Genomic DNA, 26,993 nt, shown 5'->3' on the forward strand with positions numbered 1-26,993 from the left:
CGTAACATGGGAACGTGAGCCGCACCTACTTGTACCGGGGCCGCATCCTCAACCTGGCCCTGGAAGGCCGTTACGAGATCGTGGAGCACAAGCCTGCGGTGGCTGTCATCGCCGTCCAGGACGGGAAGATGCTCTTTGTGCGCCAGCACCGCCCAGCGGTGGGGCTCACCCCCTTGGAGATCCCCGCAGGGCTTATTGAACCCGGGGAAGATCCCCTGGAGGCCGCTAGGCGGGAGCTAGCCGAGGAAACGGGCCTTTCCGGGGACCTCACTCCCCTCTTCAGCTACTACGTCTCCCCCGGCTTCACCGACGAGAAGACCTACGTCTATTTGGCAGAAAACCTCAAGGAGGCTCCCGCCGACCCGGACGAGGACGAGGCCATCGAGGTGGTATGGCTGGAGCCGGAAAAGGCCCTGGAGCTTCACCGGAAAGGCGAAGCCGAGTTCTCCGCCACCGGGATCGTGGGCATCCTCTACTACCATGCTTTTCTCCGAGGTCGCTGACGTCCCTAAGGGGCCCAAGGTGGTGGCCGTGGGCTCCTTTGACGGGGTACACCTGGGCCACCAGCACCTCCTAAGGCAGGCCCTGGCCGAGGCCAAGGCCTTGCGGGTGCCCCTCTTGGTCTACACCTTTGACCCTCCCACCAAGGTCTTCACCCGGGGGGAGGGGTTCCTCATGGACCTCACGGAAAAGGTGGAGGCCCTGAAGGCCCTGGGGGTGGAGCTCATCCTGGCGGTGCCCTTCAACGAAACCTTCGCCCGCAGGGGGGCGGGGGAGTTCCTGGAGGACCTAAGGGCTTTGCAGGCCAGCCGCATCTACGTGGGGGAAGACTTCCGCTTCGGCCAGGGCCGGGGGGGAAGCCCCGAGGACCTGGCCCAGGTGGCCCCGGTACGGGTGGTGCCCCTCCTCAGCCTGGGGGGAGAACCGGTGAAGTCCAGCCGCATCCGCGCCCTTCTCCTTGAGGGCAAGGTGGAGGAGGCCCGCCACCTCCTGGGCCAGCCCTATGGGGCCTACGGGGTGGTGGTGGGTGGGGAAAAGGTGGGACGCAAGCTCTCCTTCCCCACCGCTAACCTGGCCGTTCACCCCCAGAAGGTGCTCCCTCCGGGGGTGTTCGCGGTAGAGGCTAGCGGCGCCTTCGGGCGCTACAAGGGCGTGGCCAACGTGGGCACCAGGCCCACCCTCGGGGGGAGCGAGCGGCGCCTCGAGGTCCACCTCCTGGGCTTCGCCGGGGAGCTCTACGGGGAGGAGGTGCACCTTACCTTCCTGAAGCGCCTCCGGGAGGAAAGGCGCTTCCCAAGCCTGGAGGCGCTGAAGGCCCAGATCGCCGAGGACGTAGCGGCCGCCCGGGCCTACTTCGGGCTCTAGGGACACCCCTCCCCCGCTTGGGCGCATAAGCTGAAGGCATGGACTGCCTGCGCCTGGCCGAGGCGCTCTTGGAGGCCAGGGGGCGGCAGGAGGTCTTCCGCCGGGCCCTGGCCGCTCTGGAGGAGGCCGGGGTCATACGCTGCGGCGAGGCCTACTGGGTGGGCGAAGGCTTAAGCCTCTTCCAGATGCAGGCCTGCCGCACCACCTGCCCCCTGGTGGCCCGCTCCCGCGCCCTGGCGGAGGAGGCCCTGAGGCGGGGGGAAAAGGTAGAGGAAGGGCCTTTCGTGGCCTTACCCGTGCACCAGGGAGCGAAGACCCTGGCGGTGGTGGTCCTGAGCCTGGAAGAGGGGCAGAAGCCTCCCGAGGCCCTCCCCGCCCTCCTCCTCCTGGCCCTGAAGCGCCCGGGGATGGAGCTGGCGGGCAGGCTCCTCACCGCCCAGGAGGAGGAGAGGCGCCGGGTGGGCCGGGAGCTCCACGACGGGGTGGGAAGCCTCCTCACCGCCGCCCTCCTCACCCTGAAGGTGGCGGAGAAGCGCCCCGAGAAGCTCCTTGAGGCCAGGAAGCGGGTAGCGGAGGCCCTGGAGGAGGTACGCAGGCTTTCCCGGGAGCTGCGCATGCCCCTCCTGGACGACCTGGGCTTGAAGGAAGCCCTGGCCCGCTACCTGGAAACCTACGCCAAGAGCGGCCTGCACGTGGAAGCCCACCTGGAGGTGCCCCCGCTGCCCAAGGAGAAAGAGGTGGCCCTCTTCCGGGTGGTGCAGGAAGCCCTCACCAACGTCCTGCGCCACGCCAAGGCCCAGAAGGTGCGGGTGCGCCTTTGGCGGGAAGGGGATCGGCTTTTCGGAGTGGTGAAGGACGACGGGGTGGGCTTTGACCCGGAGAAGACCCCAGCCTCCGTGGGACTTTTGGGCATGCAAGAGCGCATTCAAAGCCTGGGAGGAAGCTTCCTGGTCCACGCCGCTCCGGGGCAGGGGACACGGGTGGAGTTCGGGGTGCCCCTATGAGGGTGGTGCTGGTGGAGGACCACCACCTGGTGCGCAAGGGCCTAAGGCTTCTCCTGGAGGAAGGAGGCCACCAGGTGGTGGCGGAGTTCGCCACCGCCGAGGAGGCCCTGGCCGCCCCCTGGGAGGCGGACCTGGTGCTCCTAGATCTGAACCTCCCGGGGATGGGGGGCCTAAAGGCCCTTCCCAACCTCGCCCGGCGGGCCAGGGTGCTGGTGGTTTCCATGCACGACGAGCCCGCCTATGTGGCCCGGGCTTTCCAGCTGGGGGCCAAGGGGTACCTGCCCAAGCACGCCCTAGACCAGGAGCTCCTGGAAGCCCTGGATCGCCTGGCTAAGGGCCTCCGCTACCTGCACCCGAGCCTCACCGAGGCCCTCTTGGAGGGCCAGGCTACCCCTGGACCCGAGGTTCTTTCCGAAAGGGAAAAGGCTGTGGTGGCCCTTCTGGCCCAAGGCTACTCCCTCTCCCAAGCGGCGGAGCGCCTGGGGGTTTCCGTGAAGACGGCCTCCACCTACAAGCAGCGGGCCCTGAACAAGCTGGGCCTTATGGACACCCCCGACCTGGTGCACTGGGCCCGGGAGCACGGGCTGGCGTAAGGCCAACCCACCGGGTTTGGCCGCGGTGGGGCTCGGGCCAAGCCCCGCCCTGCGAGGTTTACGAGGAGGAAGCAGAGGCCTGGGCCAAGGACCAAGTTTGGGACATCTTTCCCAAGGACATTTGCCTTAGGAAGGCCTCCGACAGCAAAGGGTAAAGCCCTCCGTCTTGTGAAGGAAGGTGCAAACCCTACCCTGAGGCCAGGAGGTGGAGGATGGAACTCCTGGGCTGGGTTACGGCAAGCCTCTTCGCCCCGCCGGGCGAAGCCCTCTTCCGGGAGCTGGCCGCGGGCACCCTCGAGGAGGCCCTAGAGGAGCTCGCCGGCCGCCCCGTGGCCCTTCCCCGAGTGCCTCAGGGCGAGCTCCAGGCCGCCTATACCGCCCTCTTCGTCACCCACCCTGAGGGCCTCCCCGCCCCGCCCTACGTGGGGTATGCCCTGGACGGGGAGCTTTTCGGGCCCTCGTACCACCGCCTCCTGGAGCTTTACCGGGAAGGGGGCCTCGAGGTGCAGGAGTCCTGGCGCGACCTCCCCGACCACCTGGCGGCGGTGGGGGAAGCCATCGCCTTCCTGAGCACCAAGCGCCCCGACCTGGCCAAGCGGCTGGTGCAGGAGTTCCTCTCCCCCTGGCTCAAGCGGTTCGGGCAAGCGGTGAAGACCCACGACCCCACCGGGTTCTACGCCGCACTGGTGGACCTGCTGGAGGAGGCCATCCATGCAAAGACGAGAGTTTCTGAAGCTTAGCGCCCTCAGCGCAGGAGCCCTAGCCCTAAAAGGCAGCGGGCCTGCCAAGGCCCTTGGCACCCCCTGGCACGCCAAAGAAGTGCGGAGCGTCTACCAGATCTGCGAGGGCTGTTTCTGGCGCTGCGGCATCGTGGCCCACGTAGTGGGCAACCGGGTCTACAAGGTGGAGGGGTACGAGGCCAACCCCAAGAGCCGGGGCCGCCTCTGCCCCCGGGGCCAAGGCATGCCCCAGACCACCTACGACCCCGACCGCCTGAAGCGGCCCCTCATCCGGGTGGAGGGCACCGAGCGGGGTGAGGGCAAGTACCGGGTGGCCACCTGGGAGGAGGCGTTGGACCATGTGGCCAAAAAGATGCTGGAGATCCGGGAAAAGTATGGCCCCGAGGCCATCGCCTTCTTCGGTCACGGCACCGGGGACACCTGGTTCGTGGACTTCCTCCCCGCCGCCTGGGGCAGCCCCAACGCCGCCAAACCCTCCGTGGCCATCTGCACCGCCCCCCGGGAGGTGGCCTCCCAGTGGGTCTTCGGAAGGCCCATCGGCGGCCACGAGCCCGTGGACTGGGAAAACTCCCGCTACATCGTCCTCATCGGCCACCACATCGGCGAGGACACCCACAACACCCAGCTCCAAGACTTCGCCTTGGCCCTGAAGCGGGGCGCCAAGGTGGTGGTGGTGGACCCCCGCTTCTCCACCGCCGCCGCCAAGGCCCACCTCTGGCTCCCCATCAAGCCCGGCACCGACACCGCCTTGCTCCTCGCCTGGATCCACGTGCTTATCTACGAGAACCTTTACGACAAAGACTATGTGGGGAAGTACACCACAGGCTTCGAGGAGCTCAAGGCCCACGTGAAGGACTTCACCCCCGAGTGGGCGGAAAAGCACACGGAGATCCCCGCGGAAACCATCCGCCAGGTGGCCCGGGAGATGGCCGCCCACAAGCCCCAGGCGGTCCTCCCCCCTTCCCGCCACACCGTCTGGTACGGAGACGACACCTACCGGATGATGGCCCTCTACTACGTCAACGTCCTCCTGGGGAACTATGGGCGGCCGGGCGGGTTCTACATCGCCCAGAGCCCCTACCTGGAGAAGTACCCCACCCCACCCCTTCCCCTGGAGCCCGCGGCGGGCGGGTGCTCGGGGCCTTCCGGCGGCGACCATGAGCCCGAGGGCTACAAGCCCCGGGCGGATAAAGGCAAGTTCTTCGCCAAAACCACCGCCATCCAGGAGCTCATCGAGCCCATGATCACGGGGAAGCCCTACCCCATCCGGGGGCTCATCGCCTACGGCATCAACCTGTTCCACTCCATCCCCAACGTCCCCCGCACCAAGGAGGCCCTGAAGGGCTTAGACCTCTACGTGGCCATCGACGTCCTGCCCCAGGAGCACGTGATGTGGGCGGACGTGATCCTGCCCGAGGCCACCTATCTGGAGCGCTACGACGACCTGGTGGCCGTGGCCCACAAGACCCCCTTCCTGGAGCTGCGCACCCCCGCCCACGAACCCCTCTTCGACACCAAGCCTGGCTGGTGGATCGCGCGGGAGCTGGGCCTAAGGCTGGGCCTGGAGGCCTTCTTCCCCTGGAAGGACATCGAGGAGTATCTGAACACCCGCCTGCAGAGCATCGGCTTTGACCTGGAAACCCTGAAGGGCATGGGCACCCTGGTGCAAAAGGGCAAGCCCTGGCTGGAAGACTGGGAGAAAGAAGGCCGCCTGCCCTTCGGCACCGCCTCGGGAAAGATCGAGCTCTACTGCGAAAAGTTCAAGGAGGCTGGCCACCAGCCCCTCCCCGTCTTCACCCCTCCCGAGGAGCCTCCAGAAGGCCACTACCGCCTCCTCTACGGCCGCAGCCCCGTGCACACCTTCGCCCGCACCCAGAACAACTGGGTCCTCATGGAGATGGACCCGGAAAACGAGGTCTGGATCCACCGCGAGGAGGCCAAGAAGCTGGGCCTGAAGAACGGGGACTATGTGATGCTGGTGAACCAGGACGGGGTCAAGGAAGGCCCGGTGCGGGTGAAGGCCACGGAGCGGATCCGCAAGGACTGCGTCTACATCGTCCACGGCTTCGGCCACAAAGCCCCCCTCATGAAGGTTGCCCACGGGCGGGGGGCCTCCGACAGCTACCTGCAGACCCGCTACAAGCTGGACCCCATCTCGGGCGGAGCGGGCCTGAGGGTGAACTTCGTCAAGCTGGAAAAGGCCGAGAAGCCGAAGCTGCCCGCCCTGACCTCGCTGGCCAAACGGCCCTTTGACGAAAGGAGGATGTGATGCCCCGGTACGCCATGGCCATAGACCTTAGCCTCTGCGTGGGCTGCGCCGCCTGCGCCGTGGCCTGCAAGATGGAAAACCAGGTGCCCCCAGGGGTCTTCAACCTCTGGATCCGGGAGCGGGAGGTGGGCTCCTACCCGAACCCTGTGGTGGAGTTCCGCCCCGAGCAGTGCCTGCACTGCGCCAACCCCCCTTGCGTTCCCGTCTGTCCCACGGACGCCAGCTACCAGACAGCAGATGGCCTGGTCCTGGTGGACCCGAAGAAGTGCATCGCCTGCGGAGCCTGCATCGCCGCCTGCCCTTACGACGCCCGCTACCTTCACCCTGCGGGCTACGTGAGCAAGTGCACCTTCTGCGCCCACCGGCTGGAAAAGGGGCGGCTTCCCGCCTGCGTGGAAACCTGCCCCACGGGGTGCCGGGCCTTTGGGGACCTGGACGATCCGGAAAGCCCGGTGTCCCAGGCCTTGAAGGCGGCAGACCGGGTGGACGTGCTCCGGCCCGAGCAGGGCACCAGGCCCAAGCTCTTCTACCTGAACGCCCCCTCCAAACGGGGCCTCACCCGGGAAAGCAAGGTGCGCCATGACTGAGTTCTACGGCCTGCCCAACGCCGGAGAGTTCTGGCACTGGACCAACGCCCTGCACTTCGTGTTGGTGGGGTTGGCGGGAGGCATAGCCCTCCTTGCGGCCCTCCTCCAGCTTAGGGGGCACGAGGAAGCCCGGCGCTACACCCTCTTGGCCCTGCTCTTCATCACCTTGGACCTCTTCGTCCTCTGGGCCGAGTCTCCTGCCCGCTTCCGCTTCACCCACATCTGGCTCTTCCTCTCCTTCCGCCCACCAAGCCCCATCTGGTGGGGCGCTTGGGGGCTGGCCCTGGCCTTCCTCTTCTCCGGGCTCCTCTACCTGGAGAAAGGGCCCAGGAAGCTTCTGGCGTGGATCCTCCTGCTGTTCAGCCTGGTGGCCCTTTCCTATCCGGGAATGGCCTTAGCGGTGAACGAAAACCGTCCTCTCTGGAACGCCCTCTTGGCTGGGCTCTTCCCCCTCACCGCCCTGGTCTTGGCCCTGGGGGTGGCGGGCCTTCTCCGAAGCGGATGGGCCTTCTACCCCTTACGCCTCCTGGCGGGAGCCTCCCTCCTTATGGCCCTCCTCTACCCCCTCACCCTCTCTCCGGAGGCCCGGGAGCACCTTTGGGAGGAAGGCGGCCTCCTCTACGGCCTCTTCCTCCTCCTGGGCCTAGGGGTCTTTTGGCGGGAACGCCTGGCCCCCTGGGCAGGGCTTTTGGCGGCGGCAGGGCTCAGGGCCCTGCTGGTGGCGGTGGGGCAGTGGCAAGGTTTTGGCCTTTAGGGGCTGGTGCCCCTAGGGAATCCAAAGGAGGTGTGCGATGAAAGGCATGAAGAAGCTCGCTTGGCTAGGTCTCTTGCTGGTCCTTCCGGTTTTGGCCCAGGCCACCACGACCACCTTCTCCGCCCTCACGGTACGGGAGCTGGGCAACTTCCTCACCACCCTGCCCGCGGACTTCTACGGCATCCAGCCCGCCGCGGCCAAGCAGATGATGGACACCCTGGACGTCTTCGTCTTGGACGTGCGGGAGCCCTCGGAGTACAAGGATGGCCGCATCCCGGGGGCGGTGAACATCCCCATCCGCGACCTGCCCAAGCGCCTTAGCGAAATCCCCAAGGGTAAGCCCATCATCATCTACTGCGGCATCGGGCACCGCGGGGCCATGGCCTTGGTCTTCCTGAAGGGCCAGGGCTACAACGTGAAGAGCATCCTGGGCGGGTACAAGGCCTGGACCGGGGCTAACCTGCCCGTGGAGAAGTAGGGCTTGAAGCCAAGGGCGGGGCCTTAAGGCCCCGCCCTGAACCCTTTACCCCCTAACCTTCATCAAAGTAGGTGAGCCTGGGGTGCTTGTTGGCCCGGAGTTCGTCCAGGCGGCGCACAGGGGTAGAGTAGGGCGCGTGCTCCAGCCACTCTTTAGGCTTTTGCAGGAGCTCTCCCAGGGCCTCGGCGAAGGCCTCCAGGGTTTCCTTGCTCTCGGTCTCCGTGGGCTCCACCATGAGGGCCTCCTTGACGATCAGGGGGAAGTAGACCGTGGGCGGGTGGAAGCCAAGCTCCAAAAGCCCTTTGGCCAGGTCCAAGGCGCGGAAGCCCTGGGGGGGCTGGGCCACGAACTCGTGCATGCAAGGCCCGTCGTAGGGCACCCGGTAGCCCTTTGTCTTCAGGAGCTCCTTCAGGTAACGGGCGTTGAGGACGGAAAGGGCCGCGGCCTTCTTGAGGCCAGGAAGCCCCAGGGTGCGGATGTAGGCCCAGGCCCGCACCAGGGCCAGGAAGTTGCCGTGGAAGCTCCGCACCCGGCCGATGCTCTTGGGCAGGTCAAAGTTCAGGTAGAAGCCCTCCTCGCCCCGTTCCACCGTGGGCACGGGCAGGTAGGGGGCCAGGTGGGCCTTCACCCCCACGGGACCCGAGCCCGGCCCCCCGCCCCCGTGGGGCACGGTGAAGGTCTTGTGGAGGTTCAGGTGCACCACGTCAAAGCCCATGTCCCCGGGGCGGGCCCAGCCCATGACGGCGTTCAGGTTGGCCCCGTCGTAGTAGAGCTGCACCCCCGCCTCCTTGGCCAGGCGGGAGATCTCCAGGATGCGCCTTTCAAAGAGGCCCAGGGTGTTGGGGTTGGTGAGCATGATGGCGGCCACGTGGGGGCCAAGCTCCCTTTTTAGGGCCTCGAGGTCCACCTCCCCGTCGGGCCCGGAGGGCACCTCCTTCACCTCATAGCCCGCCATGCTGGCGGTGGCGGGGTTGGAGCCGTGGGCGGAGTCGGGCACCAGGACGAGCCTGCGGGTTTTGCCCTCCCCCCGGTCCTGGTGGTAGGCGCGGATGATGAGGATCCCGGTAAGCTCCCCGTGGGCCCCGGCCGCGGGCTCCAGGGTGATGGCGTCCATGCCGGTAAGGGCCTTCAGGTACTCCCCAAGCTCCCACATGAGCTCCAGGGCCCCTTGGGCCGTGCTGGGGTCCTGGTAGGGGTGGAGGTCGGCGAAAAGCCTCGCGGCCTCCTCGTGGAGCTTGGGGTTGTACTTCATGGTGCAGCTCCCCAAGGGGTAGAAGGTGGTGTCCACCCCCACCTGGCGGCGGGAAAGCCCCGTGTAATGGCGCACCAGGGTGAGCTCATCCACTTCGGGAAGCCGGGGTGGGTCCTTGCGCAAGAACTTCTCCGGGATGTAGCGGGTGGCCTCAGGCGTCTCCTTCACTAGCCTCAGGCCCCGCCTTCCCGGGCGGCTTCGTTCAAAGATCAAGGGGTAGCTCATGCCAACACCTCCCGCATGGCCGCTTGTAGGGCCAAAAGGTCCTCCTCCCGGTGGAGCTCCGTGGCGGCGAAGAGGGCGAGGTTCTCCCCGTACTCCTTCGGCACCGGGGTGGCGGCATGGAAGCCCCTTGCCGCCAGGGCTTCCCGCACCGTCTGGGGTTCCTTGGGAAGCCTGAGAACAAACTCGTTGAAGAAGGGCTCTGGGGTGAAAGACTCCACCCCCGGGATCTCCAAAAGAAGCTCCCAGAGGCGGTGGGCCATGGCCACCCCGCTTAGGGCCACCTCCTTGAGCCCTTCGGGCCCCAAGGCCGCCAGGTACATGGCCCCCATGAGGGCGGTGAGCTGGGCGTTGGTGGTGATGTTGCTCTTAGCCTTGGCCCGGCGGATGTACTGCTCCCGGGCCTGGAGGGTGAGGATGAAGCCCCGCTTGCCCTCGGCATCCACCGTCTCCGAGACCAGCCGCCCCGGCATTTGCCGCACAAAGGCTTTCTTGGTGGCCAGGTAGCCGAAGTGAGGACCGCCAAAGCCCATGGGCAGGCCCAGGGTCTGCCCGTCTCCCACCGCGATGTCCGCTCCGTAGGCCCCCGGAGGCTTCAGCACCCCTAAGGAGAGGGGGTCGGCCACCGCCACCAAGAGGGCTCCCGCCCGGTGGGCGGCTTCCGCCAGGGGGGCAAGGTCCTCTAAGGCCCCCAGGAAGTTGGGGTTCTGGGCCACCACCGCCCCTACCCCCTCGGGCACCTCCACCACCGGGGTCCGCCCGCCCTCCAGGGGCAGGGTGCGGAGGGAAGCCCCCACCGCTTCCAGGTAGGTGAGGAGCACCTGCCGGTACTCCGGGTGGACCCCTTGGGACACCCAGACCTCCATCCGCCCCGTTTCCCTAAGGGCCAAGAGCACCCCCTCGGCCAGGGCCGTGGCCCCGTCGTACATGGAGGCGTTGGCCACCTCGAGGCCCGTGAGCTCGGCGATCATGGTCTGGTACTCAAAGGTGGCCTGCAAAACCCCCTGGCTCACCTCCGGCTGGTAGGGGGTGTAGGCGGTCAGGAACTCCCCCCGGCCCGCCAGGGCCTGCACCACAGGCGGGGTGTGGTGGCTGCGCACCCCCCCTGCCAGGAAGGCCTTGAAGGCAGGCCGGTTCTTCTGGGCCAGCCGCCTAAGCTCGTCCAGCACCGCCCACTCGGGCATGGGCTCCGGCAGGGCGATGGGGGGGTTTCGGACCTCCTCGGGCAGGTGCCGGTAAAGGTCTTCCAGGCTCCGGGCCCCCACCCTCTCCAGCATGGCCCGGATCTCCTCTTCGGTGTGGGGCGTGTAGTCCATAGGACCATCCTTAAGCAAATCCCCCGGGCCATTTGACCCGGGGCCACAGAAGGACCCTGCCGCCCGGTTAGACCCCAGGCTTGGGCAAGGCCCCTCCCGTCCATACCGCCCTCAAGCCTCGCTCTCCAGAACCTCCTGGTAACCCGCCGCGTCCAGCAGGTCGTCCAGGTCGCCCATCTGCGCGGGGCGGATGCGGAAGATCCAGCCCTCCCCGTAGGGGTCCTGGTTGATGAGCTCCGGGGTCTTCTCCAAGGCGGCATTCACCTCCACCACCTCCCCGGCCACGGGGGCGTAGATGTCGGAGGCGGTCTTCACGCTCTCCACCACCGCCACCGCCTCCCCTTTCTCCACCTTCCGCCCCACCTCGGGGAGCTCCACGTAGACCACGTCCCCCAAAGCGTCCTGGGCGTAGTCGGTGATGCCTACCAATACCGTGTCCCCCTCGGGCAGGGCCCACTCGTGGGTCTTGGTGTAAAAGCGGTCCTTGGGTATGTCCATAGCGCCTCCTAACCCCCGCTATTTTAGCGGCACAAAGGGCAACGGGCTAAGGGAAGCCCCTACGGGTTTGCCCCGCACCTCCACATAAAAGGGCTCGCTTGCCCCCTCCTCTACGTACGCCAGGGCAATGCCCTTCTCCAAAAGGGGCGAGTAGCCCCCGCTGGTCACCCGGCCCACCCGCTCCTCCCCGGAACGCACGGGGTAGCCCTCCCGGGGGATGCCTGCCTCCAGCACCAGCCCGATGAGCCTTTCCCGGCAGGTGGAGGCCAGCATGGCCTCCTTTCCAAAGAAGGGCTTCTCCCGCTTCACCACCCAGGCCCAGGGGGTGCAGAGGGGGTTGGTGGCGTCGGTGAGCTCGTGGCCGTAAAGGGGAAAGCCCGCCTCGAGCCTCAGGGTGTCCCGGGCCCCAAGGCCACAAGGGGTAGCCCCCGCCTCCACCAAGGCCGCAAACACCGCCTCGGCGTCCTCCGGGGCCAGGAAGAGCTCAAACCCGTCCTCCCCCGTGTAGCCGGTGCGGGCCAGCCGAGCGGGCTTGCCCACCACCTTGGCCTGCCAGACGTCGTTCTTCCTCTTCGTTGCCAGATCGGTATCCGTGAGGCCCTGCAAAAGCTCCGCCGCCTTGGGCCCCTGCAGGGCCAAAAGCGCCGTCGCCTCGGAAACGTCCGCAAGCTCCACCTGGAAGCCCCGGGCAAGCCCTTGGAGGTGCGCCAAGTCCTTGGCGATGTTGGCGGCGTTCACCACCATGAGGTACTCCTCCTCGGCGAGCCGGTACAGGTAGATGTCGTCCACCACGCCCCCTCGGGCGTTGGGGAGCATGGAGTACTGGGCCCGGCCCACTTTTAGCTTGGCAGCATCGTTGGCCGTGGCCCACTGGAGGAAGGCCAGGGCCTCGGGGCCCCGGATGAGGAACTCCCCCATGTGGCTCACGTCAAATAGCCCTGCACCCCGGCGCACCGAAAGGTGCTCCTCGCGGATGGAGGTGTACTGCACCGGCAGCGCGTAGCCCGCGAACTCCACCATGCGCCCCCCGTGGCGCAAGTGGGCTTCATAGAGTGGGGTCTTCTTCATGGCAAGGCCATCTTACCCCCAACACAGGGGATGCGCTGGGGACAAAAAGCCTCCGCACGGGGTTCCCTGCGCTTCCCCCCAGGCCCACCCGTCCCTAGCCGCTCAACTTCAGAAAAGCTCCCGCCTCAGGGCCTCCGCGGAGTTGTCCTCCAGGACCTCCTCCCGCTTGGTGGCCCAGGCGGGGAAGGGAAAGCGCACCAGGAGGGGCACGGGGATCTCGGGCTGGGAGAGGATCACCGAGCCTTGGGGCAGGATAAGGGCCCGCTGGCGGAAGGAAGCGGGCAGGTGGCGGTACTCGGGCCGCTCCGCCTCGGCGGCGTCCAGGCGGCCCACCACCCGGATGGCGGCGTTGCCCACCACCCTGCGCTCCACCTCGCTGGCCGTCTGCTGCGCCCCGATGAGGATCACCCCCAAGGAGCGGCCGCGCTCGGCGATGTCCAGGAGGACGTCCTTGATGGGGCTCTCCTCGTCCCGGGGGGCGTACTTGTTGAGCTCGTCCAACACGATGAAGACCCGGCCCCGGTACTGGCCCCGCTCCTTGCGCTCAAAGAGGTCCTTGAGCAAAGCGCCCACCACGAACATCTGCGCCTGGGGGTGGAGCTTGGCCAAGTCCACCACGTGCACCTGCTCCCCTTTTAGGGGGTCCGGGGGGTTGCCGGGGCGGTCGCCCCGGAGGAGGTGGCCCACGTTTTCCACGCTGGCGCGCAGGCGCCGCACGAAGGCCTCGAGGGTCCCTCGGGCCTGCCGAGCGGTCCAGCCCCGGTCCCCCTCCCCTTCCCCGCTTTCCGGGCCCAGGAGCTTGAACTCCAGGTAGCGCACCAGCTCGGCAAAGCTCTGGAGGCGCACCCGGCCCAGGCCGTCGAAGGTGATCCCATCCGGCAGGTCTTCCCCGGGCCAGTCCTCCACCAAAAGGGCCGGGCCCTTCTGCCTCTCCGCCAGCCGCCTGAGCTTCTCCGCCACGTGGACCACCAAGAAGCCCAGGTTGGTAAGCGCCCCCTTGTCGGCGAAGAGAAAGGGGAGGAGGCCCCTTTGGGCGAACTGCACCAGGTCCCAGTGGTAGGCCCGCACCCCCTCCAGCCGGGTGTCCACGTCCGGCAGGTACCCCTCCTTCTTGGGCGGGGCCAGGAAGGCCACGCTCCCGAAGGGGGTGGCGGGCAGGCCCAGCCGGGCGTACTCCTTCCGGGCCTCCTCCGTGAGGCGGGCGTTGGTCTTGTCCAGGAAGAAGAGGTCTTCCCCCTTCACGTTGAAGAGGAGCACCTTGGCCTGGTGGGCATCCTCCAGCACGCCGCTTTCCAGGAGGCTCTTGAGGAGAAAGGTGGCGTAGCTGGTCTTGGCCGCCACCCCGCTGATGCCGGAGATGTTGACGTGGCCCCCTTTGACCCCGTTCAGGAACTCCAGGTTGAGGTAGGCCACCTCCCCGTTCTTGAGAAGCCCTGCCGGGAGCTTGGTGCTCCCCCTCTGGTTCCTCATGGCCTCGTAGTAGAGGGCAAGCTCCAAGTCCCCCCCTTGCGCCAGGTAGACGGGGGAGCCAGGGTCTGGGGGGAAAAACTCCTCGGGCAGGATGCGGGTCACGCTCACGTGGGCCACGTAGGCCAGGGAAACGGGGATCTTGCCCTCCACCGCCAAAAAGGTGTCCGTGTCAAAGTTCTGCCCCTCGTGGGCCTTGGCCACGTGGTCCACCATGCCGAAGTAGCGCACCTGGCCCACCTTGGGGTGGTATCCCTCCACCACCACCAGGTCGTCCAGGCGCAAAAGCCCCTCCCCCTCCACCCCCACCCAGAACTCCAGGGGGGTGGCCTCCCGGCTTCCCAGCACCACGCCGATCCGCTCCACCTTTCACCTCCCAAGGTGCCTGGCCAGCATGCGGGCCACCACCTCGCGGCTTCCCATCCTTCGGGCCAGTTCCCGCTCCAGCCCCCCCACGGGCAGGAGGTTCTGCGGAGCCCGGGGGTCTTTCACCGGGTGGGAGGCCAAAGCGGGAAAGAGGCCCAAGGAGAGGTCCGCCAGGCCCAAGAAATCCCCCGAAAGAAGGGTTTCCACCCGCAAGAGCCCGCTCTCCGGGGGGCGCACCCCCTCCGGGGACAGGGGCAGGCGCAGGTACCAGCTGGCGAGCTCCATCCCCTTCCTGCGCACCCGAAAGGCCGGGGTGCGCTCCCCTGGGGCCAGGGCGCGGAGGAGGGCCTCCTCCTCCTTGGGCAGGTACCGGGCCCAGTGGGTCTTTATGTAGCCCAGCACCGGGCCTTCCCGCACCGCGCGCACCGGCCCGTCCACCACCAAGAGCCCCTCCACTAGCTCCTTGGCCAGTGCCCGCTCCAGGCCAGCCCGGGCCTGGCGCAAGCCCTCCTGCAGACCCTCGAGGCCCTCCCCCACCGCGGGCACGGGTTCGTAGGCCAGCTCCCCCACAGCCAGGGGCTTCTCCAAGCCAACCCCAACCCGGCGCACCACGGGGGGAAGAAGCCGCATCCTTCCCCCCTCCCACACCACCGTCCCTGCGGCCACGCACCCCAGGAGGGCAAGCCGCTCCCCGTCGGAGATCAGGGCCTCAGCCCGCTCCCGCCCGTCCAGGAAGTAAAGGGGTTCGGGCCAGGATTGGGGAGGAGCGGTCCTGGCCTCCCAGGGCTCCTCCAGGAGGTGGAAGGCCTCGGGCTCGCTCCCCCGGAGAAGGGCCTCTTCGGCCTCCTGCCAGGGGAGGTCCAGGGCGTAAAGCCGCCAGGCCATGCCCCTAGATTACCGGGGCCGGGCGGTAGGGCAGGTACTTGGGCTCCCAGAAGCGGGAGCGCACGAACTCCATGAGCCCCTTGAAGGAAAGCCCCTTTACCCGCTCCTCCTCGGCCACGCCGTCCTCGAGGGCCCGCTGCATCACCCGGGCCGCCACGTAGGGGGAAACCTCCCGCAGGCGAGCCACCGGCGGGTAAAGGAGGTCTGGGAAGTGGGCCTTGGTGTAGTCGTAAAGGGCGTAGGCCGCCTCCAGGACCATGCCGTCCGTGACCTCCCGGGCCCGGGAAAGCACCGCCCCCAAGCCCAGGCCGGGGAAGATAAAGGCGTTGTTCCCCTGGCCGATGGGGATGGTGCGCCCCATGTACCCCACCGGGGGGAAGGGGCTCCCCGCCGCCACCAAAGCCCGGCCCTCCGTCCAATAGATGAGGTCGTCGGGCAGGGCCTCGGAGGCCGAGGTGGGGTTGGAGAGGGGAAAGATCACGGGCCGCGGGGTGTTTGCCAGCATGGCCTTGGCCACGGGCTCGGTGAAGCTCCCTCCCTGGCCGGAAAGGCCCAGGAGGACGGTGGCCTTGGCGTTGCGGATGGTGTCCAGAAGGCCAGGGTAGGGACCGGAGAACTCCCAGCCCGCAAGGCGCTCGGGCCGCTGGGCGTAAGGACGCTTGTAGTCCTCCATGCTCCGCCCCTCCACCAAAAGCCCCTTGGAGTCCAGCACCAGCACCCGGGCCCGGGCCTCCTCCTCGGAGAGGCCCTCCCGCTTCATCCCCTCCCTCAGGGCCCAGGCCACGCCAATGCCCCCCGCCCCGGCGCCGTACACCACGACCACCTGGTCGGAAAGCCTCTCCCCCTTGAGGCGGCAGGCGGAGAGCACCCCCGCCAGGGCCACCGCCCCCGTACCCTGGATATCGTCGTTGAAGGAGGGCACCACCTTGCGGTAGCGCTCCAAGACGGTAAATGCCGCCTCCTTGGAGAAGTCCTCCCACTGGATGAGGGCCTTGGGGTAGCGCCGGCGCACCGCCTCCACGAAGCGATCCAGGAAGCGGTAGTAGGCCTCCCCCTTCAGGCGCTTGTGCCGCACCCCCAGGTAAAGGGGATCCATGAGGAGATCCTCCCGGTCTGTGCCCACATCCAGCTCCACGGGAAGGGTTTTGTCGGGTCCTACACCTCCCGCGGCGGTGTAGATGGTGAGCTTCCCGATGGAAATGGCCATGCCCCCATATCCCTGGTCCCCGATGCCCAGGATGGCGGAGGAGTCCGAGGCCACGATGAGGCGGACCTCCTCCAGGGGAACGTTGGCCAGGGCCTCCTCGATGTGGCCGATGTTTCTGGTGCTGGCGGTGAAGCCCCGGGGGTAGCGGTATATGTGGGAGAACTCCCGCACCGCCTCCCCCACCGTGGGGGTGTAGAGGATGGGGAGCATCTCCTCCAGGTGGTCCACCAAGAGGGCGTAGAAGAGCACCTCGTTGCGGTCCTGAAGGTGGCGGAGGTAAATGTGCTTCTCCAAGGGGCTCTGGATCAGGCGGTAGCGGCGGTAAACCCGCTCCTTTTGCTCCTCCAGGGTGTTCACGTGGGGGGGGAGGAGGCCCTCGAGGCCCAAGGCTCTCCGCTCCTCCTCGGTGAAAGCCGTGCCCTTGTTGAGAAGGGGAAGCCTCAGGAGGAGGAAGCCGGAAACGTAGGGCTCCAGGTACCTTTCGCCTCGTTCATCCCGCTTGACGTCGTAGTAGCGGCTGACTGGCATGGCCCTATTCTCCCACCCCACCAGAGCTGGAGCTAGGGGAAAAAGGTCCCAAGTCCCTTCAAGGAAAAAGGGCTGCGGCCTCCTGGAAGGCCGCGCGCCCTGCACCGGGCTACCGGGAGCCCAGGCCCGGCCGGGCGGGTTTTCTCAGACGTTGAAGCCAAACATGCGCATCATGCGCTTGCCCTCCTCGGTCATCTTGGCGGGGGTCCAGGGAGGAGTCCAGACGAACTCCACGTTCACCCCCTGCACCCCGGGCAGGCGCATGACCGCCATCTCCGCATCGGCTTTCACCACGTCCTGGGCCGGACAGCCGATGGCGGTTAGGGTCATGGTGATGTCCACCACGCCGTTTTCCTGGACCTGCACGTCGTACACGAGGCCCAGGTCCACGATGTTCACGGGGATCTCCGGGTCGTAGACCACCTTGAGGGCCTCGAGGACCTGTTCCTTGGTAGGCAGCTCCTTCGCCTCCGTCTCCATGGCTTTCAGTATACCCGCAAAACCCTATCCCTTTTTGGGTATAATGACCCCCGGTTGGGGAGTAGCCCCAAGACCGGCCTTCCGTCAAGACGGGCGCGGGCCCCGGGAGGCTGGGGGCGAAAAGCCCGGGCAAGACCACCGCCATGGCGGTGGTCTTGATCTTTGAGGAGGTGCGCATGGAAGCCAGTGTCTTCTCGGTGATCCTGATCCTGGTGGCCCTCGAGGTCATCCTCTCCGCGGACAACGCCCTCATTCTGGGGGTCATCGTTCAAAAGCTGCCCCACCACCTCAGGCGAAAAGCCCTCTTCTACGGCATCCTGGGGGCCTACGTCCTCCGGGGCCTGGCCCTTCTTTTCGCCGCCATGGTGATTAAGCTCTGGTGGGTGCAGGTCCTGGGCGCGGCCTACCTCCTCTACATCGCCCTGAAGCACTTCCTGAAGCCCGAGGCGGCCCATACCCCTCCCCCTTTGGAGGTGAGCGCCGCCCAGTTCCGGAAGGTGGTGGTCCAGGTGGAGCTCATGGACCTGGCCTTCGCCGTGGACTCCGTCTTGGTGGCCGTGGCCCTCTCCGACAAGCTTTGGGTCATCTACACCGGGGTCTTCCTGGGCATCCTAGCCCTCCGGATGCTGGCCAGCCTGGTGGTCACCCTCCTGGACCGGTACCCCCGCTTCAAGCACCTGGCCTACGGGGTGGTGGGCCTAGCGGGGGTGAAGCTCTTGGTGGGCGGCTGGGACAAGCTGGCCAAGGAAGGCCTCCACCGCCCCGAGCTGGCGGTGGGCCTGGACAAGGAAGCCTTCAGCCTCCTCATCCTAGGGGTGCTCCTTTTGGGGAGCGTGTGGGCGCTGCGCAAACCCGCAGCCCAGCCCTCCTAAACGTACTTCTCCCCCCGGACCACCCAGACGTTCTCCACGTAGGCGATGACGGCGTAGTGGGGAAAGTAAGCCTCTTGCAGCCGGGCGAGGATCTTCAGGGCCACCTCCTCGGGAACGATGGTTTCCAGGCGGATGTTCTGCCCCTCCCAGTCCACGCTCCGCATGCCCCTCGAGCCCTCCCCCCGGGCGGGAACGATGGTGTACCCCTTGGCCCCCAGGCGCTGGATCTCCTCCACCAGCTTTTTCTCCAGCAGGCTTTCCGCCACGATGGTGACCAGCTTCAAAGGCACCAGGTCCATCCTTACCCCCCAATCCACTTGGCTATGGCGTGGTACACAGGAATGCCCAAGACCAGGTTAAAGGGAAAGGTCACCGCCAGGCTGGCGGTGAGGTACAGGCTGGGGTTGGCCTCGGGCAAGGCGATGCGCACCGCCGCTGGAGCGGCGATGTAGCTGGCGCTGGCGCTCATGGCCCCAAGCACGGTGGCCCCGCCCGGGGAAAGCCCTGCCAGGTGCCCCACCCAAACCCCCAAGGCGCCGTGGAGGAGGGGAAGGAGGGTGCCGAAGAGGAGCAGGCGCAAGCCCACCTGCCTCAGGGCGGCGAAGCGGGAAGCCGCCACCATACCGAGGTCTAGGAGGAAAAGGGTGAGGGCTCCATAGAAAGGGTCCACGAAAAAGGGTTTCACCCGCTCCATTCCCGCCTCCCCCGAAAGGGCGCCGATGAGAAGCCCCCCCAGGAGGAGGACCACGCTCTTCCCGGTGAGCACCTCCCGGAAGGCCTCCCCCAGGTTTCCGCCGCCTCTTTTGGCGAGGAGCAGGGCCAACACGATGCCCGGCACCTCCAGAAGGGCCACCAGGGTGGGCAGGAACCCCTCGGGCCGGTGGCCCACCCCCTGGGCGAAGGTGAGGGCGGCGAGGAAGGTGACCGCGGAAACCGAGCCGTAGTGGGCGGCCAGGGCCCCGGCGTCGGCCCTTCCCACGCCTAGGAAGCGGCGGGCCAAGAGGTAGCCGGAAAGGGGCCTGAGGAGGGCGAGGAACAAGGTGGCCAAAGCCGGGAGCAGGAGGAGGACTACGGGCGTTTTGGAAAGCTCCACTCCCCCTTTGAAGCCGATGGCGAAGAGGAGGTAGATGGAAAGGGCTGTATACAGGGCCTCGGGGAAGGCCAGGTCGCTTTTCAGGAGGCGGGCCGCCACCCCCAGGGCGAAGGCCAGGACCATGGGGGAAAGGAGGTTGAGCCTCAGGAGCTCCAGGGCGTCCATGCCCCGCCTTCTACCACGGGAAAGGGGGCTTGGTACAATCCGGTACGATGCGGCCTTTGGTGGGCGTGATCATGGGTTCTAAGTCGGACTGGGAAACCCTGCGCCACGCGGCGGAGACCCTCGAGGCCCTGGGCGTGCCCTACGAGGTGCGCGTGGTCTCCGCCCACCGCACCCCGGACCTGATGGCGGAGTACGCCAAGACCGCCAAGGAGCGGGGGCTTATGGTGATCATCGCTGGAGCCGGCGGGGCGGCCCACCTCCCCGGCATGACCGCCGCCTACACCCCCTTGCCCGTGCTGGGGGTGCCGGTGGAGAGCCAGGCCTTAAAGGGGCTGGATTCCCTCCTCTCCATTGTGCAGATGCCCGCGGGGGTCCCTGTGGGTACCCTGGCCATCGGCAAGGCGGGGGCGGTGAACGCCGCCCTCTTGGCCGCCAGCATCGTGGGGCTTTCCCACCCCGAGGTGATGGAGCGCCTGCAGGCCTACCGCCAGGCCCAGACCGAGGCCGTCCTGGCCCACCCCGACCCCCGGGAGGAGGCGTGAGGGTCGGCATCCTGGGCGGCGGCCAGCTGGGGCGGATGCTGGCCCTTTCGGGCTACCCCTTGGGCCTTTCCTTCCGCTTCCTGGACCCAAGCCCTGAGGCCTGCGCCGGGCAGGTGGGGGAGCTGGTGGTGGGAGACTACCTGGACGGGGAGGCCCTCGCCCGCTTCGCCGAGGGGCTGGACCTGGTCACCTACGAGTTTGAGAACGTGCCCGTGGAGGCGGCGCAAAGGCTTGCGGAAAAGCTCCCCGTCTACCCGCCCCCCAAGGCCCTGGAGATCGCCCAGGACCGCCTGGCGGAGAAATCCTTCATGCAGGGCCTGGGGGTGCCCACCCCCCCCTTCCGCAGGGTGGACACCTTAGAGGAGCTTAGGGAGGGCTTGGCGGCGGTGGGCCTTCCCGCCCTCCTCAAGACGCGGCGGGGGGGGTACGACGGCAAGGGGCAGGCCCTGGTGCATTCCCCGGAAGAGGCGGAAAGGGCCTTCCACGCCTTGGGGGGCCAGGGGCTCATCCTCGAGGGCTTCGTCCCCTTCCACCGGGAGGTCTCCCTCCTGGCGGTGCGGGGCCTGGGGGGGGAGGTGGCCTTCTACCCCCTGGTGGCAAACCGCCACCAGGGGGGCATCCTCCGGCTTTCCCTGGCCCCCGCTCCCGGGCTTACCTCAAAGCTCCAGGAGAAGGCGGAGGGCTATGCCCAGAAGGCCCTCGAGGCCTGGGGCTACGCAGGCGTCCTGGCCCTGGAGCTCTTCCAGATGGGGGAGGAGCTCCTCTTCAACGAGATGGCCCCCCGGGTCCACAACTCCGGCCACTGGACGATAGAAGGGGCGGAGACGAGCCAGTTTGAGAACCACCTCCGGGCCCTTTTGGGCCTCCCCCTGGGGAGCACGGCCCCCAGGGGCTATAGCGCCATGGCCAACCTCATCGGGGTAGAACCGGACTTCGCCCAGGTCCTTGCCCTTCCCGGAGCCCACCTGCACTGGTATGGCAAGGAGGTACGCCCGGGACGTAAGGTGGGGCATATCACCCTGCGGCGGGACACCTGGGAGGACCTCGCCCGGGACCTTCCCCACCTTCTTACCTTGGCCCAGACCCCCGAACCGGTATAATCCCCCTGTTCCCTGCGGGAGCGGGAAGGAGGCAGGCCATGGACCGGAACGCTCGGCTCAAAGAGGTGGTGCGCGCGGCCAAGGAACACGCCGTCTACCGGGAAAAGTTCAAGGAAGTCCACCCGGAGGAGGTCACCCTGGCAAACCTGGGGGAGCTCCCCCTCACCACCCGGGAGGAATGGGTGGCCTACCTCAAGGAAAACCCCAGGCCGCCCACGGGGGCGAGCCTCATGCACCTCACCCCAAGCCCTCTCATGGGCTGGATGCCCGAGTACCTCTCCCAGGAGGACCTCCGTTACCAGACCGAGGCCCTGGCGGAACACTACCGCCGCCTGGGCCTGGTGGGCAAGAAGGTGCTGGTGGCCTTCAGCTACCACGTCTTCGCCGGGGGATGGCTCTTCCACCAGGCCCTGTGGCGCGCCGGGAACCTGGTCTTCCCCCACGGGCCCGGGGAGGCGGCCCGCATCGCGGAAATCGGCCAGGCCTACGGCTTTGACGTCTTGGTCACCAATCCCTCCTTCGCCCTCAAGGTGGGCCAGGCGGGGGGGCGCTTCGCCCTCCTCCTGGCCGGGGGGGAGCCCTTCACCTCGGTGCCCGGCTTCCGGGAGAAGGTGGAGGCCGTCCTTGGGGGCGTGGCCCTGGACGCCTACGGCACCAGCGAGCTGGGCATCGTGGCCGGGGAGCGGTTGGAGAAGGATGGGCTTTGGGAGATCCCCGAGATGGCGGTCCTCGAGGTCCTGGACCCGGAAACCCTGAAGCCCGTTCCCGACGGGGAGAAAGGGGAGCTGGTGGTGACGGCCCTAAGCCGCACCCTCATGCCCATGGTGCGCTTCCGCACCGGGGACCTGGCCATCGCCGAGAGGCGGGAAGGGCTCACCGTTTTGCCCAGAGGGGTCTTTGGCCGGACGGACCAGATGGTGAAGGTGAAGGGAGTGAAGCTCTATCCCACGGAGCTCGCCCCCATCCTGGGGGGCTTCGGCCTGGACCCCAAGGGCTTCCAGGTGGTGCTGGAAAGGAAGCTGGAGGGCACCGACAAACTGGTCCTCCGCCTTAAGGCGGAGAAGGTGCCCCCGGGCCTCATGGAGGCCATCCAGAAGGCCACGGGCCTGAAGGTGGACGAGGTGGAGCTGGCCTCCGAGCTGGAAGGGGGCCTGGTGGTGGACCGGCGCTTTTAAGCCCAAGCCAGGGCGGCATCCCCAACGGGAACGCAAGGCGGCTTCCCTAAGGAGGCTGCTTGTTATTCTCTTCTCATAACTCCCGGATATACTCCCCAACAAAGCAACGGGGCCCTTGCGGTATAGTGAGGGCAAACCCTGCGCCTTGGCGGAAGGAGGCTGTATGCGGTTTTTCGTGCTGGGGGACGTTTCCGTTGACCTGCTCTTCTTCGTGGAACGAATACCGGAACCTGGGGAGGAACTCCCTTCCCGCCGGGCCCTGATGAAGCCTGGAGGGGCTGGGGCCACCCTGGCGGCGCAGCTAGCGAGCCTCGGCCACCGGGTCTACCTGGCAGGAAGGGTGGGGCAGGACCCCTTCGCCGAGCTGGCCTTGGCCCGCGTGCGGGGGGTGGGCGTGGACCTCCGGCACCTGCAGGAGGACCCCGAGCACACCACCAGCTCGGTGCTGATCCTGGTGGTGCCCGGGGGGGAGCGGGCCATGGTGAGCGCCGAGGGGGCCAGCCGCTACCTGGACCCCGCCCACTTCAAGCCCCGCTACCTGGACCAGGCGGATGCGGTGGTCCTCTCCGCCTACGCCCTGGTGGGCGGCCCCAGCCGGAGCTACGCCGTGGAGGCCCTCGAGGCCGCCCGGAAGCGGGAGATGCCCATCTTCGCCGACCTGGGCACGGGAGCGGTGCGGGCGGCGGGCCGGGAGCTCCTCAAGTACCTGCGGGGGGCGAGCTGGCTCCTCATGAACCAGACGGAGCTCCTGGTCCTCACCGGAGCCTCCTCCCTCTCGGAAGGGGTGGCCCGCCTCCGGGAGGAAGGCTTCCACCACCTGGCCATCAAGGTGGGGGCCATGGGCTCCATCGTGGTCACTCCCGAAGGGGAGGAGCTCCTGGAGGCCTTCCCGGTGGAGGACATCGTGGACTCCACCGGGGCCGGGGACGCCTACACCGCCGCCTTCGCCCACGCCATCCTGAGTGGGAAAAGCCCCCTGGAGGCGGGCAGGCTGGCCAACCTGGCAGGGGCCTTGGCCGCCACCGCCATCGGGGCCCAGGGCAGGCTCATCCGCCTAGAGGACCTGGAAGTAGCGGTGGGTTAGGGCCAGGAAGGCCAGGCCGGCCCGGCCGCTCTTCTCCGGGTGGAACTGGGGGGCCAGGAGGTTTTCCCTGGCCAGAAGGGCCGTGAAAGGGGTGCCCTCGTACTCCCCTTGGCCCAGGGAGTGGGGGGTGAGGGGGCCAAAGTAGGAGTTGGCGAAGTAGAAGTGCCGCCCGGAAAGCTCCGCAAAGGGGCCGCCGAAGGCCACCTGGTTCCAACCCATCTGCGGCACCCGTCCCCGGGGAAAGCGCCGCACGGTGCCCGCCACCAGACCCAGGCCCCTAACCCCAGGGGCCTCCTCGCTCGCCTCGTAGAGCACCTGCATGCCCACGCAGATGCCCAAAAAGGGAAGGCCCCTTTCCAGATGAGCCAGCACCCGCTCCACGAAGCCGCTTCTCCCGAAGGCTTCCATCACCTGGCCGAAGTGCCCCTGCCCGGGGAGGACCAAAAGGTCCGCCTCCGGGTGGGCCTTGGGGTCTGGGGAAACCCGCACCGCGAAGCCCGCGGCCTCGAGGGCCTGGGCGGCGCTCCTGAGGTTCCCCGAGCCGTAGTCGATGAGCAGGGCCCTCATGCCCTAAAGCACCCCCTTGGTGCTGGGAAGCCCCTCCCCCGTGACCCGGCTGGCCCGGTGGAGGGCCCGGGCCAAGGCCTTGAAGCTGGCCTCCACCACATGGTGCGCCTCCCTGCCGGAAAGAAGCCGAAGGTGCAGGGTGAGGCGGCCGTGGTTCACGAGGCCCCGCAGGAACTCCCTGAGGTGGTAGTGGTTCCCCCCCCCCGCCTCCCCCACCACGGGCCACTCCTCGGGGCGGTACTCCAAGTGGGGGCGGCCCGAGAGGTCCAAGACGCAAAGCACCAGGGTCTCGTCCATGGGGGCGAAAGCCTCGGCGTAGCGCTCCAGGCCCACCCCCTCCCCCAAGGCCTCCTTGAGGGCCTGGCCCAGGGCGATGCCCACATCCTCCACCAGGTGGTGCACGTCCACCTCGAGGTCCCCCCTGGCCTCCACCTCCAGGAGGAAGCGCCCGTGGCGCTGGAGCTGGAGGAGCATGTGGTCCAGGAAGGGCAGGCCCGTGACCACCTTTCCCCCCACGGGCCCGTCCAAGCCCAAGCGCACCCGGACCCAGGTCTCCGCCGTGGCCCTTTCCACCAAAGCCTCACGCATACGCCACCTCAAAGGCCGCCCGCAAGAAGGCGTCCATCTCCTCCTTAAGCCCGACGGTCACCCGCAAGCACCCCTCAAGCCCCGGGTAGCGGTCCTGCCGCCGCACCAAGATCCCTTGGGCCAGGAGGTGGCGGAAAGCCGCCTCCGCGTCCGGGGTGCGCACCAGGAGGAAGTTGGTGTGGCTGGGGTAGGGCCGCCAGGTGGGGTGGGCGAGGAGCTTCCCGTAGACCCTTTCCCGCTCCTTCCGCACGTAGGCCGCCACCTCCGCCACATAGCCGGGGTTTTCCAGCACCACCTCCAGGATGGCCCCGGTGTGGGCGGGGAGGACGAAGGGAGGGAGCACCTCCCGCACCACCGCCGCCACCTCGGGGGCGGCCAGGAGGTACCCCGCCCTCACCCCTCCCAAGGCAAAGGCCTTGGAGAAGGTGCGCAGGAAGGCCACGTGGGGGTTTTCCCTCCCCAGGAGGCTGAAATCGGTGCCGGCAAACTCCCGGTAGGCTTCGTCCACCAGCAAAAGCCCCCCCACCTCCTGGGCCCTTTGGGCCAGGGCCCGGAGGGCTTCCTCGGGGTAGAGGGTGCCCGTGGGGGCATGGGGGTTGGGAAGGAAGAGGACCCCGCCCCGGAAGGCCTGGAGGAGCTCCTCCAAGGGCAGGGCAAACCCCTCCCCCAGGGGCACCGCCCGGTAGGGGGTGCCCGCCATCCTGGCGGCGTGGGCGTAGTGGGGGAAGGAGGGCGAGAGGTCCAGGACCTCCTCCGCCGCCAGGCTCAGGGCCAGGATGAGGAGGTTGGACCCGGGGGCCAGGACGATGCCCTCCTCCGGCCATCCCGTGAGGGCAGCGAGCTTCCTCCGCAGGCCCTCAGCGTGGATCTCCGGGTAGCGGTTCCAAGGAAGCCGGGCCATGCGGCGCAGGGCCTCCTCCTTGAGGGGTTCGGGCAAGTCAAAGGGGCTTTCGTTCTGGTCCAGCTTCACCGGGGCCTCCACCTTTTGGTAGGGGTAGGGGGTGAGGCCCTGAAGGTGCGCCTTGAAGGCCCGCATACCCTGGAGTATAGCCCGGTGCCGGTAAACTGGAAGGGTGAACCGGGCCAAGGACTGGCTCCTCCAAGCGGAGAAGGACCTAGAGATGGCCGGGATCGCCCGGGAGGCGGGAAGGCACGAGTGGGCCTGCTTCGCCGCCCAGCAGGCCGCGGAGAAAGCGGTCAAGGCCCTGCACCTCCGCTTGGGCCAGGAGGCCTGGGGGCACCTCATCGCCCGGCTTCTCCGGGAGCTACCCCTAGAGGTTCCTCAGGAGCTGGTGGAAAAGGCGCGGTACCTGGATGGGCTCTACATCCCCACCCGCTATCCCGATGCCTTCCCCGAGGGACCCTCTGCAGAGCACTACGGACCCCTGCAGAGTGAGGAGGCTCTGCGTTATGCCGGTGAGATCCTTGGCTTCGTCCGTGCTCAGATGGCCTAGCCGGGAAGAGGTGGAAGCGGCCCTCCGGGCCTGGCTCCAGCGCCACCCCATCCCCGGCCTCCTGGCGCTAGGTTACTTCGGCTCCTACGCCCGGGGGGACCACGGGGTGGGGAGCGACCTGGACCTGGTCCTGGTGGTAAAGGCCGCGGACCTTCCCCCTTGGCAAAGGGCCGCCCAGCTACCTCTGGAGGAGCTTCCCGTACCTGCGGAAGCCTTGGTCTACACCCTGGACGAGTGGCAAGCCCTTCCCGGGCTAAGCCCCCGCTTCGCCAGAACCCTAAGGGAGGAGACCCGCTTCCTCCTAGGGGCGGAAGTGGTCGTACCCCCTTCGGGACACGGGCTTGCCCTGGAGGAAAACCCCCTCCCCCTCCCCAACCCGCCCCGCGCGGAAGAGGGGTAGGCCCGCCGCTTCCGCCCGGGCCAGCACCAGGGCCTCGGCCTCCGGGGGCACCACCAACACCGCCTCAAACTCCTCCCCCCCGTAGAGGACGAGCTCCTTGGCGGCCGCCTCGTCCCCTGCGAAGGCCAGGACGTCGGGGTAGAGGGGAAGGTCTTCCAAGTCCACCCGTAAGCCCAGCTCCGCCAGCTGCCACAGGGTCTCCGCCAGGCCGTCCGAGGAGTCCAGCCCCCCCCGGAGGAGGCCCGAAAGGGCCAAAAGCTCTAGGCGGGGCAGGGGGTAAAAGGCGGCCTCGCGGATTTCCGGGAAGCCCTGCAGGCTACGCCCCCGGTAGTGGGCCCATATGGCCGCCCCCGTGCGCCCCCAGCGGTCCCCCGCCAGGTAAAGGAGGTCGCCGGGGTGAGCCTTCCGGGGAAGGGGGTGCTGGGACCGGGCAAAGCCGGAGACGGTGAGGGCCGCCTCGCCCCCAGCGTTGGTGTCGCCCCCTAAGAGCACGGCCCCGAGCCGCCCCGCCGCCTCCGCCGCCCCCCGGACCAGGTCCAGGGCAAAGGCTTCGTCCAGCTCGGGCGGCAGGAAGAGCCCCAGGGTGAAGCCCAGGGGCTGGCCCATCTTGCAGAGGAGGTCCGAGGCCGTGGCCGCTACCCCCCGCCATCCCACCTCAAAGGGCCCCATGCCCTCTAGGGCCACTTCCCGGTAGAGGAAGCCGTCGGTCTTGAGAAGCCAGGCCTCTTTCCCCACCCACACGCCCCCGGCGTCGTCCCCGGGAGGCAGGGGAGCCCCCTCGGGGTAGCCCATAGGCGCCAGCTTCCGCAAAAGCCCCCGCTCGCCGAGGTCCCTAAGCCGCATACGCCCAGACTACGTGCCCCGCCGCGGCTTG

The 26,993-nt window shown here is 67.9% G+C and carries 29 protein-coding genes and 1 pseudogene; 16 read left to right on the forward strand and 14 right to left on the reverse strand.

All coding sequences use genetic code 11. The features are described from left to right. The first annotated feature begins 14 nt into the window (after nucleotides 1-14). From L1088_RS01470 to L1088_RS01510, 9 genes are all read left to right on the forward strand, one after another. A complete protein-coding gene (locus tag L1088_RS01470) occupies nucleotides 15-503 on the forward strand; it encodes an NUDIX domain-containing protein (RefSeq protein WP_234553421.1) in 489 nt (162 codons plus the stop codon). Further along, nucleotides 481-1,365 carry a riboflavin biosynthesis protein RibF gene (ribF, locus tag L1088_RS01475; protein WP_234553422.1) on the forward strand — a complete coding sequence of 295 codons (885 nt, stop codon included), beginning with the start codon at nucleotides 481-483 and terminating at the stop codon, nucleotides 1,363-1,365. The genes L1088_RS01470 and ribF overlap by 23 nt, the downstream gene beginning before the upstream one ends. A 38-nt stretch (nucleotides 1,366-1,403) precedes the next feature. Continuing rightward, nucleotides 1,404-2,369, forward strand: a complete 966-nt coding sequence (locus L1088_RS01480) for a sensor histidine kinase (protein ID WP_234553423.1) — start codon at nucleotides 1,404-1,406, stop codon at nucleotides 2,367-2,369. Continuing rightward, a complete protein-coding gene (locus L1088_RS01485) occupies nucleotides 2,366-2,962 on the forward strand; it encodes a response regulator (protein WP_234553424.1) in 597 nt (198 codons plus the stop codon). The genes L1088_RS01480 and L1088_RS01485 overlap by 4 nt, the downstream gene beginning before the upstream one ends. 212 nt (nucleotides 2,963-3,174) lie before the next feature. Further along, complete coding sequence (locus L1088_RS01490; protein WP_234553425.1) at nucleotides 3,175-3,702, forward strand: TorD/DmsD family molecular chaperone; 528 nt, start codon at nucleotides 3,175-3,177, stop codon at nucleotides 3,700-3,702. Then, nucleotides 3,674-5,971 (forward strand): molybdopterin-dependent oxidoreductase, encoded by a 2,298-nt coding sequence (locus tag L1088_RS01495; RefSeq protein ID WP_234553426.1) that lies wholly within the window; start codon nucleotides 3,674-3,676, stop codon nucleotides 5,969-5,971. Before L1088_RS01490 ends, L1088_RS01495 begins: the two co-directional genes overlap by 29 nt. Beyond that, the gene (locus L1088_RS01500) at nucleotides 5,971-6,558 is read left to right on the forward strand and encodes a 4Fe-4S dicluster domain-containing protein (RefSeq protein ID WP_234553427.1); all 588 of its coding nucleotides are present in this window, start codon (nucleotides 5,971-5,973) and stop codon (nucleotides 6,556-6,558) included. Before L1088_RS01495 ends, L1088_RS01500 begins: the two co-directional genes overlap by 1 nt. Next, entirely contained in the window at nucleotides 6,551-7,312 is a 762-nt protein-coding gene (locus L1088_RS01505) for a polysulfide reductase NrfD family protein (protein ID WP_234553428.1), read from the forward strand. The genes L1088_RS01500 and L1088_RS01505 overlap by 8 nt, the downstream gene beginning before the upstream one ends. Nucleotides 7,313-7,349: 37 nt before the next feature. Further along, nucleotides 7,350-7,790, forward strand: a complete 441-nt coding sequence (locus L1088_RS01510) for a rhodanese-like domain-containing protein (protein WP_234553429.1) — start codon at nucleotides 7,350-7,352, stop codon at nucleotides 7,788-7,790. 52 nt (nucleotides 7,791-7,842) lie between these two features. Here L1088_RS01510 and gcvPB read toward each other — a convergent pair whose 3' ends face one another. The 8 genes from gcvPB to L1088_RS01550 form a co-directional block, all read right to left on the reverse strand. After that, the gene (gcvPB, locus tag L1088_RS01515; RefSeq protein WP_234553430.1) at nucleotides 7,843-9,267 is read right to left on the reverse strand and encodes an aminomethyl-transferring glycine dehydrogenase subunit GcvPB; all 1,425 of its coding nucleotides are present in this window, start codon (nucleotides 9,265-9,267) and stop codon (nucleotides 7,843-7,845) included. Then, the gene (gene gcvPA / locus L1088_RS01520) at nucleotides 9,264-10,580 is read right to left on the reverse strand and encodes an aminomethyl-transferring glycine dehydrogenase subunit GcvPA (RefSeq protein WP_234553431.1); all 1,317 of its coding nucleotides are present in this window, start codon (nucleotides 10,578-10,580) and stop codon (nucleotides 9,264-9,266) included. Before gcvPA ends, gcvPB begins: the two co-directional genes overlap by 4 nt. Nucleotides 10,581-10,691: 111 nt before the next feature. Next, on the reverse strand, nucleotides 10,692-11,078 hold the full coding sequence (gene gcvH / locus L1088_RS01525) for a glycine cleavage system protein GcvH (protein WP_234553432.1): 387 nt from the start codon (nucleotides 11,076-11,078) through the stop codon (nucleotides 10,692-10,694). Nucleotides 11,079-11,096: 18 nt separating this feature from the next. Then, nucleotides 11,097-12,146, reverse strand: coding sequence for a glycine cleavage system aminomethyltransferase GcvT (gene gcvT / locus L1088_RS01530; RefSeq protein WP_234553433.1), 1,050 nt, complete (start codon nucleotides 12,144-12,146; stop codon nucleotides 11,097-11,099). A gap of 108 nt (nucleotides 12,147-12,254) precedes the next feature. Beyond that, nucleotides 12,255-13,979 (reverse strand): ATP-binding protein, encoded by a 1,725-nt coding sequence (locus tag L1088_RS01535; protein ID WP_234553434.1) that lies wholly within the window; start codon nucleotides 13,977-13,979, stop codon nucleotides 12,255-12,257. 3 nt (nucleotides 13,980-13,982) lie between these two features. Further along, entirely contained in the window at nucleotides 13,983-14,864 is an 882-nt protein-coding gene (locus L1088_RS01540; protein WP_234553435.1) for a DNA double-strand break repair nuclease NurA, read from the reverse strand. A 4-nt stretch (nucleotides 14,865-14,868) separates the two neighbouring features. Beyond that, nucleotides 14,869-16,599 (reverse strand): NAD-dependent malic enzyme, encoded by a 1,731-nt coding sequence (locus L1088_RS01545; RefSeq protein ID WP_234553436.1) that lies wholly within the window; start codon nucleotides 16,597-16,599, stop codon nucleotides 14,869-14,871. Nucleotides 16,600-16,743: 144 nt separating this feature from the next. Next, entirely contained in the window at nucleotides 16,744-17,079 is a 336-nt protein-coding gene (locus L1088_RS01550) for a metal-sulfur cluster assembly factor (protein WP_038047376.1), read from the reverse strand. A gap of 176 nt (nucleotides 17,080-17,255) precedes the next feature. Here L1088_RS01550 and L1088_RS01555 point away from each other — a divergent pair, with 176 nt between their 5' ends. Further along, a complete protein-coding gene (locus L1088_RS01555) occupies nucleotides 17,256-17,951 on the forward strand; it encodes a TerC family protein (protein ID WP_234553490.1) in 696 nt (231 codons plus the stop codon). Here the strand turns inward: L1088_RS01555 and L1088_RS01560 are convergent. Both L1088_RS01560 and L1088_RS01565 read right to left on the reverse strand, forming a co-directional pair. Continuing rightward, entirely contained in the window at nucleotides 17,948-18,250 is a 303-nt protein-coding gene (locus L1088_RS01560; protein WP_234553437.1) for a P-II family nitrogen regulator, read from the reverse strand. The genes L1088_RS01555 and L1088_RS01560 overlap by 4 nt on opposite strands. A 2-nt stretch (nucleotides 18,251-18,252) precedes the next feature. Further along, complete coding sequence (locus L1088_RS01565; RefSeq protein WP_234553438.1) at nucleotides 18,253-19,209, reverse strand: sodium-dependent bicarbonate transport family permease; 957 nt, start codon at nucleotides 19,207-19,209, stop codon at nucleotides 18,253-18,255. Between the two features lie 47 nt (nucleotides 19,210-19,256). Between L1088_RS01565 and purE the strand changes: the two genes are divergently transcribed. The 4 genes from purE (at nucleotide 19,257) to L1088_RS01585 (ending at nucleotide 23,110) form a co-directional block, all read left to right on the forward strand. Beyond that, complete coding sequence (gene purE, locus L1088_RS01570; protein WP_234553439.1) at nucleotides 19,257-19,751, forward strand: 5-(carboxyamino)imidazole ribonucleotide mutase; 495 nt, start codon at nucleotides 19,257-19,259, stop codon at nucleotides 19,749-19,751. Then, nucleotides 19,748-20,851, forward strand: coding sequence for a 5-(carboxyamino)imidazole ribonucleotide synthase (locus L1088_RS01575; protein WP_234553440.1), 1,104 nt, complete (start codon nucleotides 19,748-19,750; stop codon nucleotides 20,849-20,851). Before purE ends, L1088_RS01575 begins: the two co-directional genes overlap by 4 nt. Nucleotides 20,852-20,889: 38 nt before the next feature. Then, nucleotides 20,890-22,026: a phenylacetate--CoA ligase family protein gene (locus L1088_RS01580; RefSeq protein WP_234553441.1), complete on the forward strand. Its 1,137-nt coding sequence runs from the start codon at nucleotides 20,890-20,892 to the stop codon at nucleotides 22,024-22,026. 163 nt (nucleotides 22,027-22,189) lie between these two features. After that, entirely contained in the window at nucleotides 22,190-23,110 is a 921-nt protein-coding gene (locus L1088_RS01585; RefSeq protein ID WP_234553442.1) for a carbohydrate kinase family protein, read from the forward strand. Here L1088_RS01585 and hisH read toward each other — a convergent pair. Genes hisH through L1088_RS01600 form a run of 3 tightly spaced genes read right to left on the reverse strand, consistent with a single transcriptional unit; the run spans nucleotide 23,081 to nucleotide 25,301 of the window. Further along, nucleotides 23,081-23,677 (reverse strand): imidazole glycerol phosphate synthase subunit HisH, encoded by a 597-nt coding sequence (gene hisH / locus L1088_RS01590; protein ID WP_234553443.1) that lies wholly within the window; start codon nucleotides 23,675-23,677, stop codon nucleotides 23,081-23,083. The genes L1088_RS01585 and hisH overlap by 30 nt on opposite strands. A 3-nt stretch (nucleotides 23,678-23,680) precedes the next feature. Continuing rightward, nucleotides 23,681-24,265: an imidazoleglycerol-phosphate dehydratase HisB gene (gene hisB, locus L1088_RS01595; RefSeq protein ID WP_234553444.1), complete on the reverse strand. Its 585-nt coding sequence runs from the start codon at nucleotides 24,263-24,265 to the stop codon at nucleotides 23,681-23,683. Next, nucleotides 24,258-25,301: a pyridoxal phosphate-dependent aminotransferase gene (locus L1088_RS01600; RefSeq protein WP_234553445.1), complete on the reverse strand. Its 1,044-nt coding sequence runs from the start codon at nucleotides 25,299-25,301 to the stop codon at nucleotides 24,258-24,260. The genes hisB and L1088_RS01600 overlap by 8 nt, the downstream gene beginning before the upstream one ends. Before the next feature lie 37 nt (nucleotides 25,302-25,338). Here L1088_RS01600 and L1088_RS01605 point away from each other — a divergent pair, with 37 nt between their 5' ends. After that, nucleotides 25,339-25,719, forward strand: a complete 381-nt coding sequence (locus tag L1088_RS01605; RefSeq protein ID WP_038047391.1) for a HEPN domain-containing protein — start codon at nucleotides 25,339-25,341, stop codon at nucleotides 25,717-25,719. Continuing rightward, a pseudogene (locus L1088_RS01610) lies at nucleotides 25,676-26,023 on the forward strand (nucleotidyltransferase domain-containing protein); the annotation flags it as partial. The gene L1088_RS01605 and the pseudogene L1088_RS01610, both read left to right, overlap by 44 nt. Here the strand turns inward: L1088_RS01610 and L1088_RS01615 are convergent. Continuing rightward, nucleotides 26,021-26,962, reverse strand: coding sequence for a thiamine-phosphate kinase (locus L1088_RS01615; RefSeq protein ID WP_234553447.1), 942 nt, complete (start codon nucleotides 26,960-26,962; stop codon nucleotides 26,021-26,023). The pseudogene L1088_RS01610 and the gene L1088_RS01615 sit on opposite strands and share 3 nt — an antisense overlap. Nucleotides 26,963-26,993 lie beyond the last annotated feature (31 nt).

It is taken from the genome of Thermus caliditerrae (assembly GCF_021462525.1).
Lineage (GTDB): Bacteria > Deinococcota > Deinococci > Deinococcales > Thermaceae > Thermus > Thermus caliditerrae.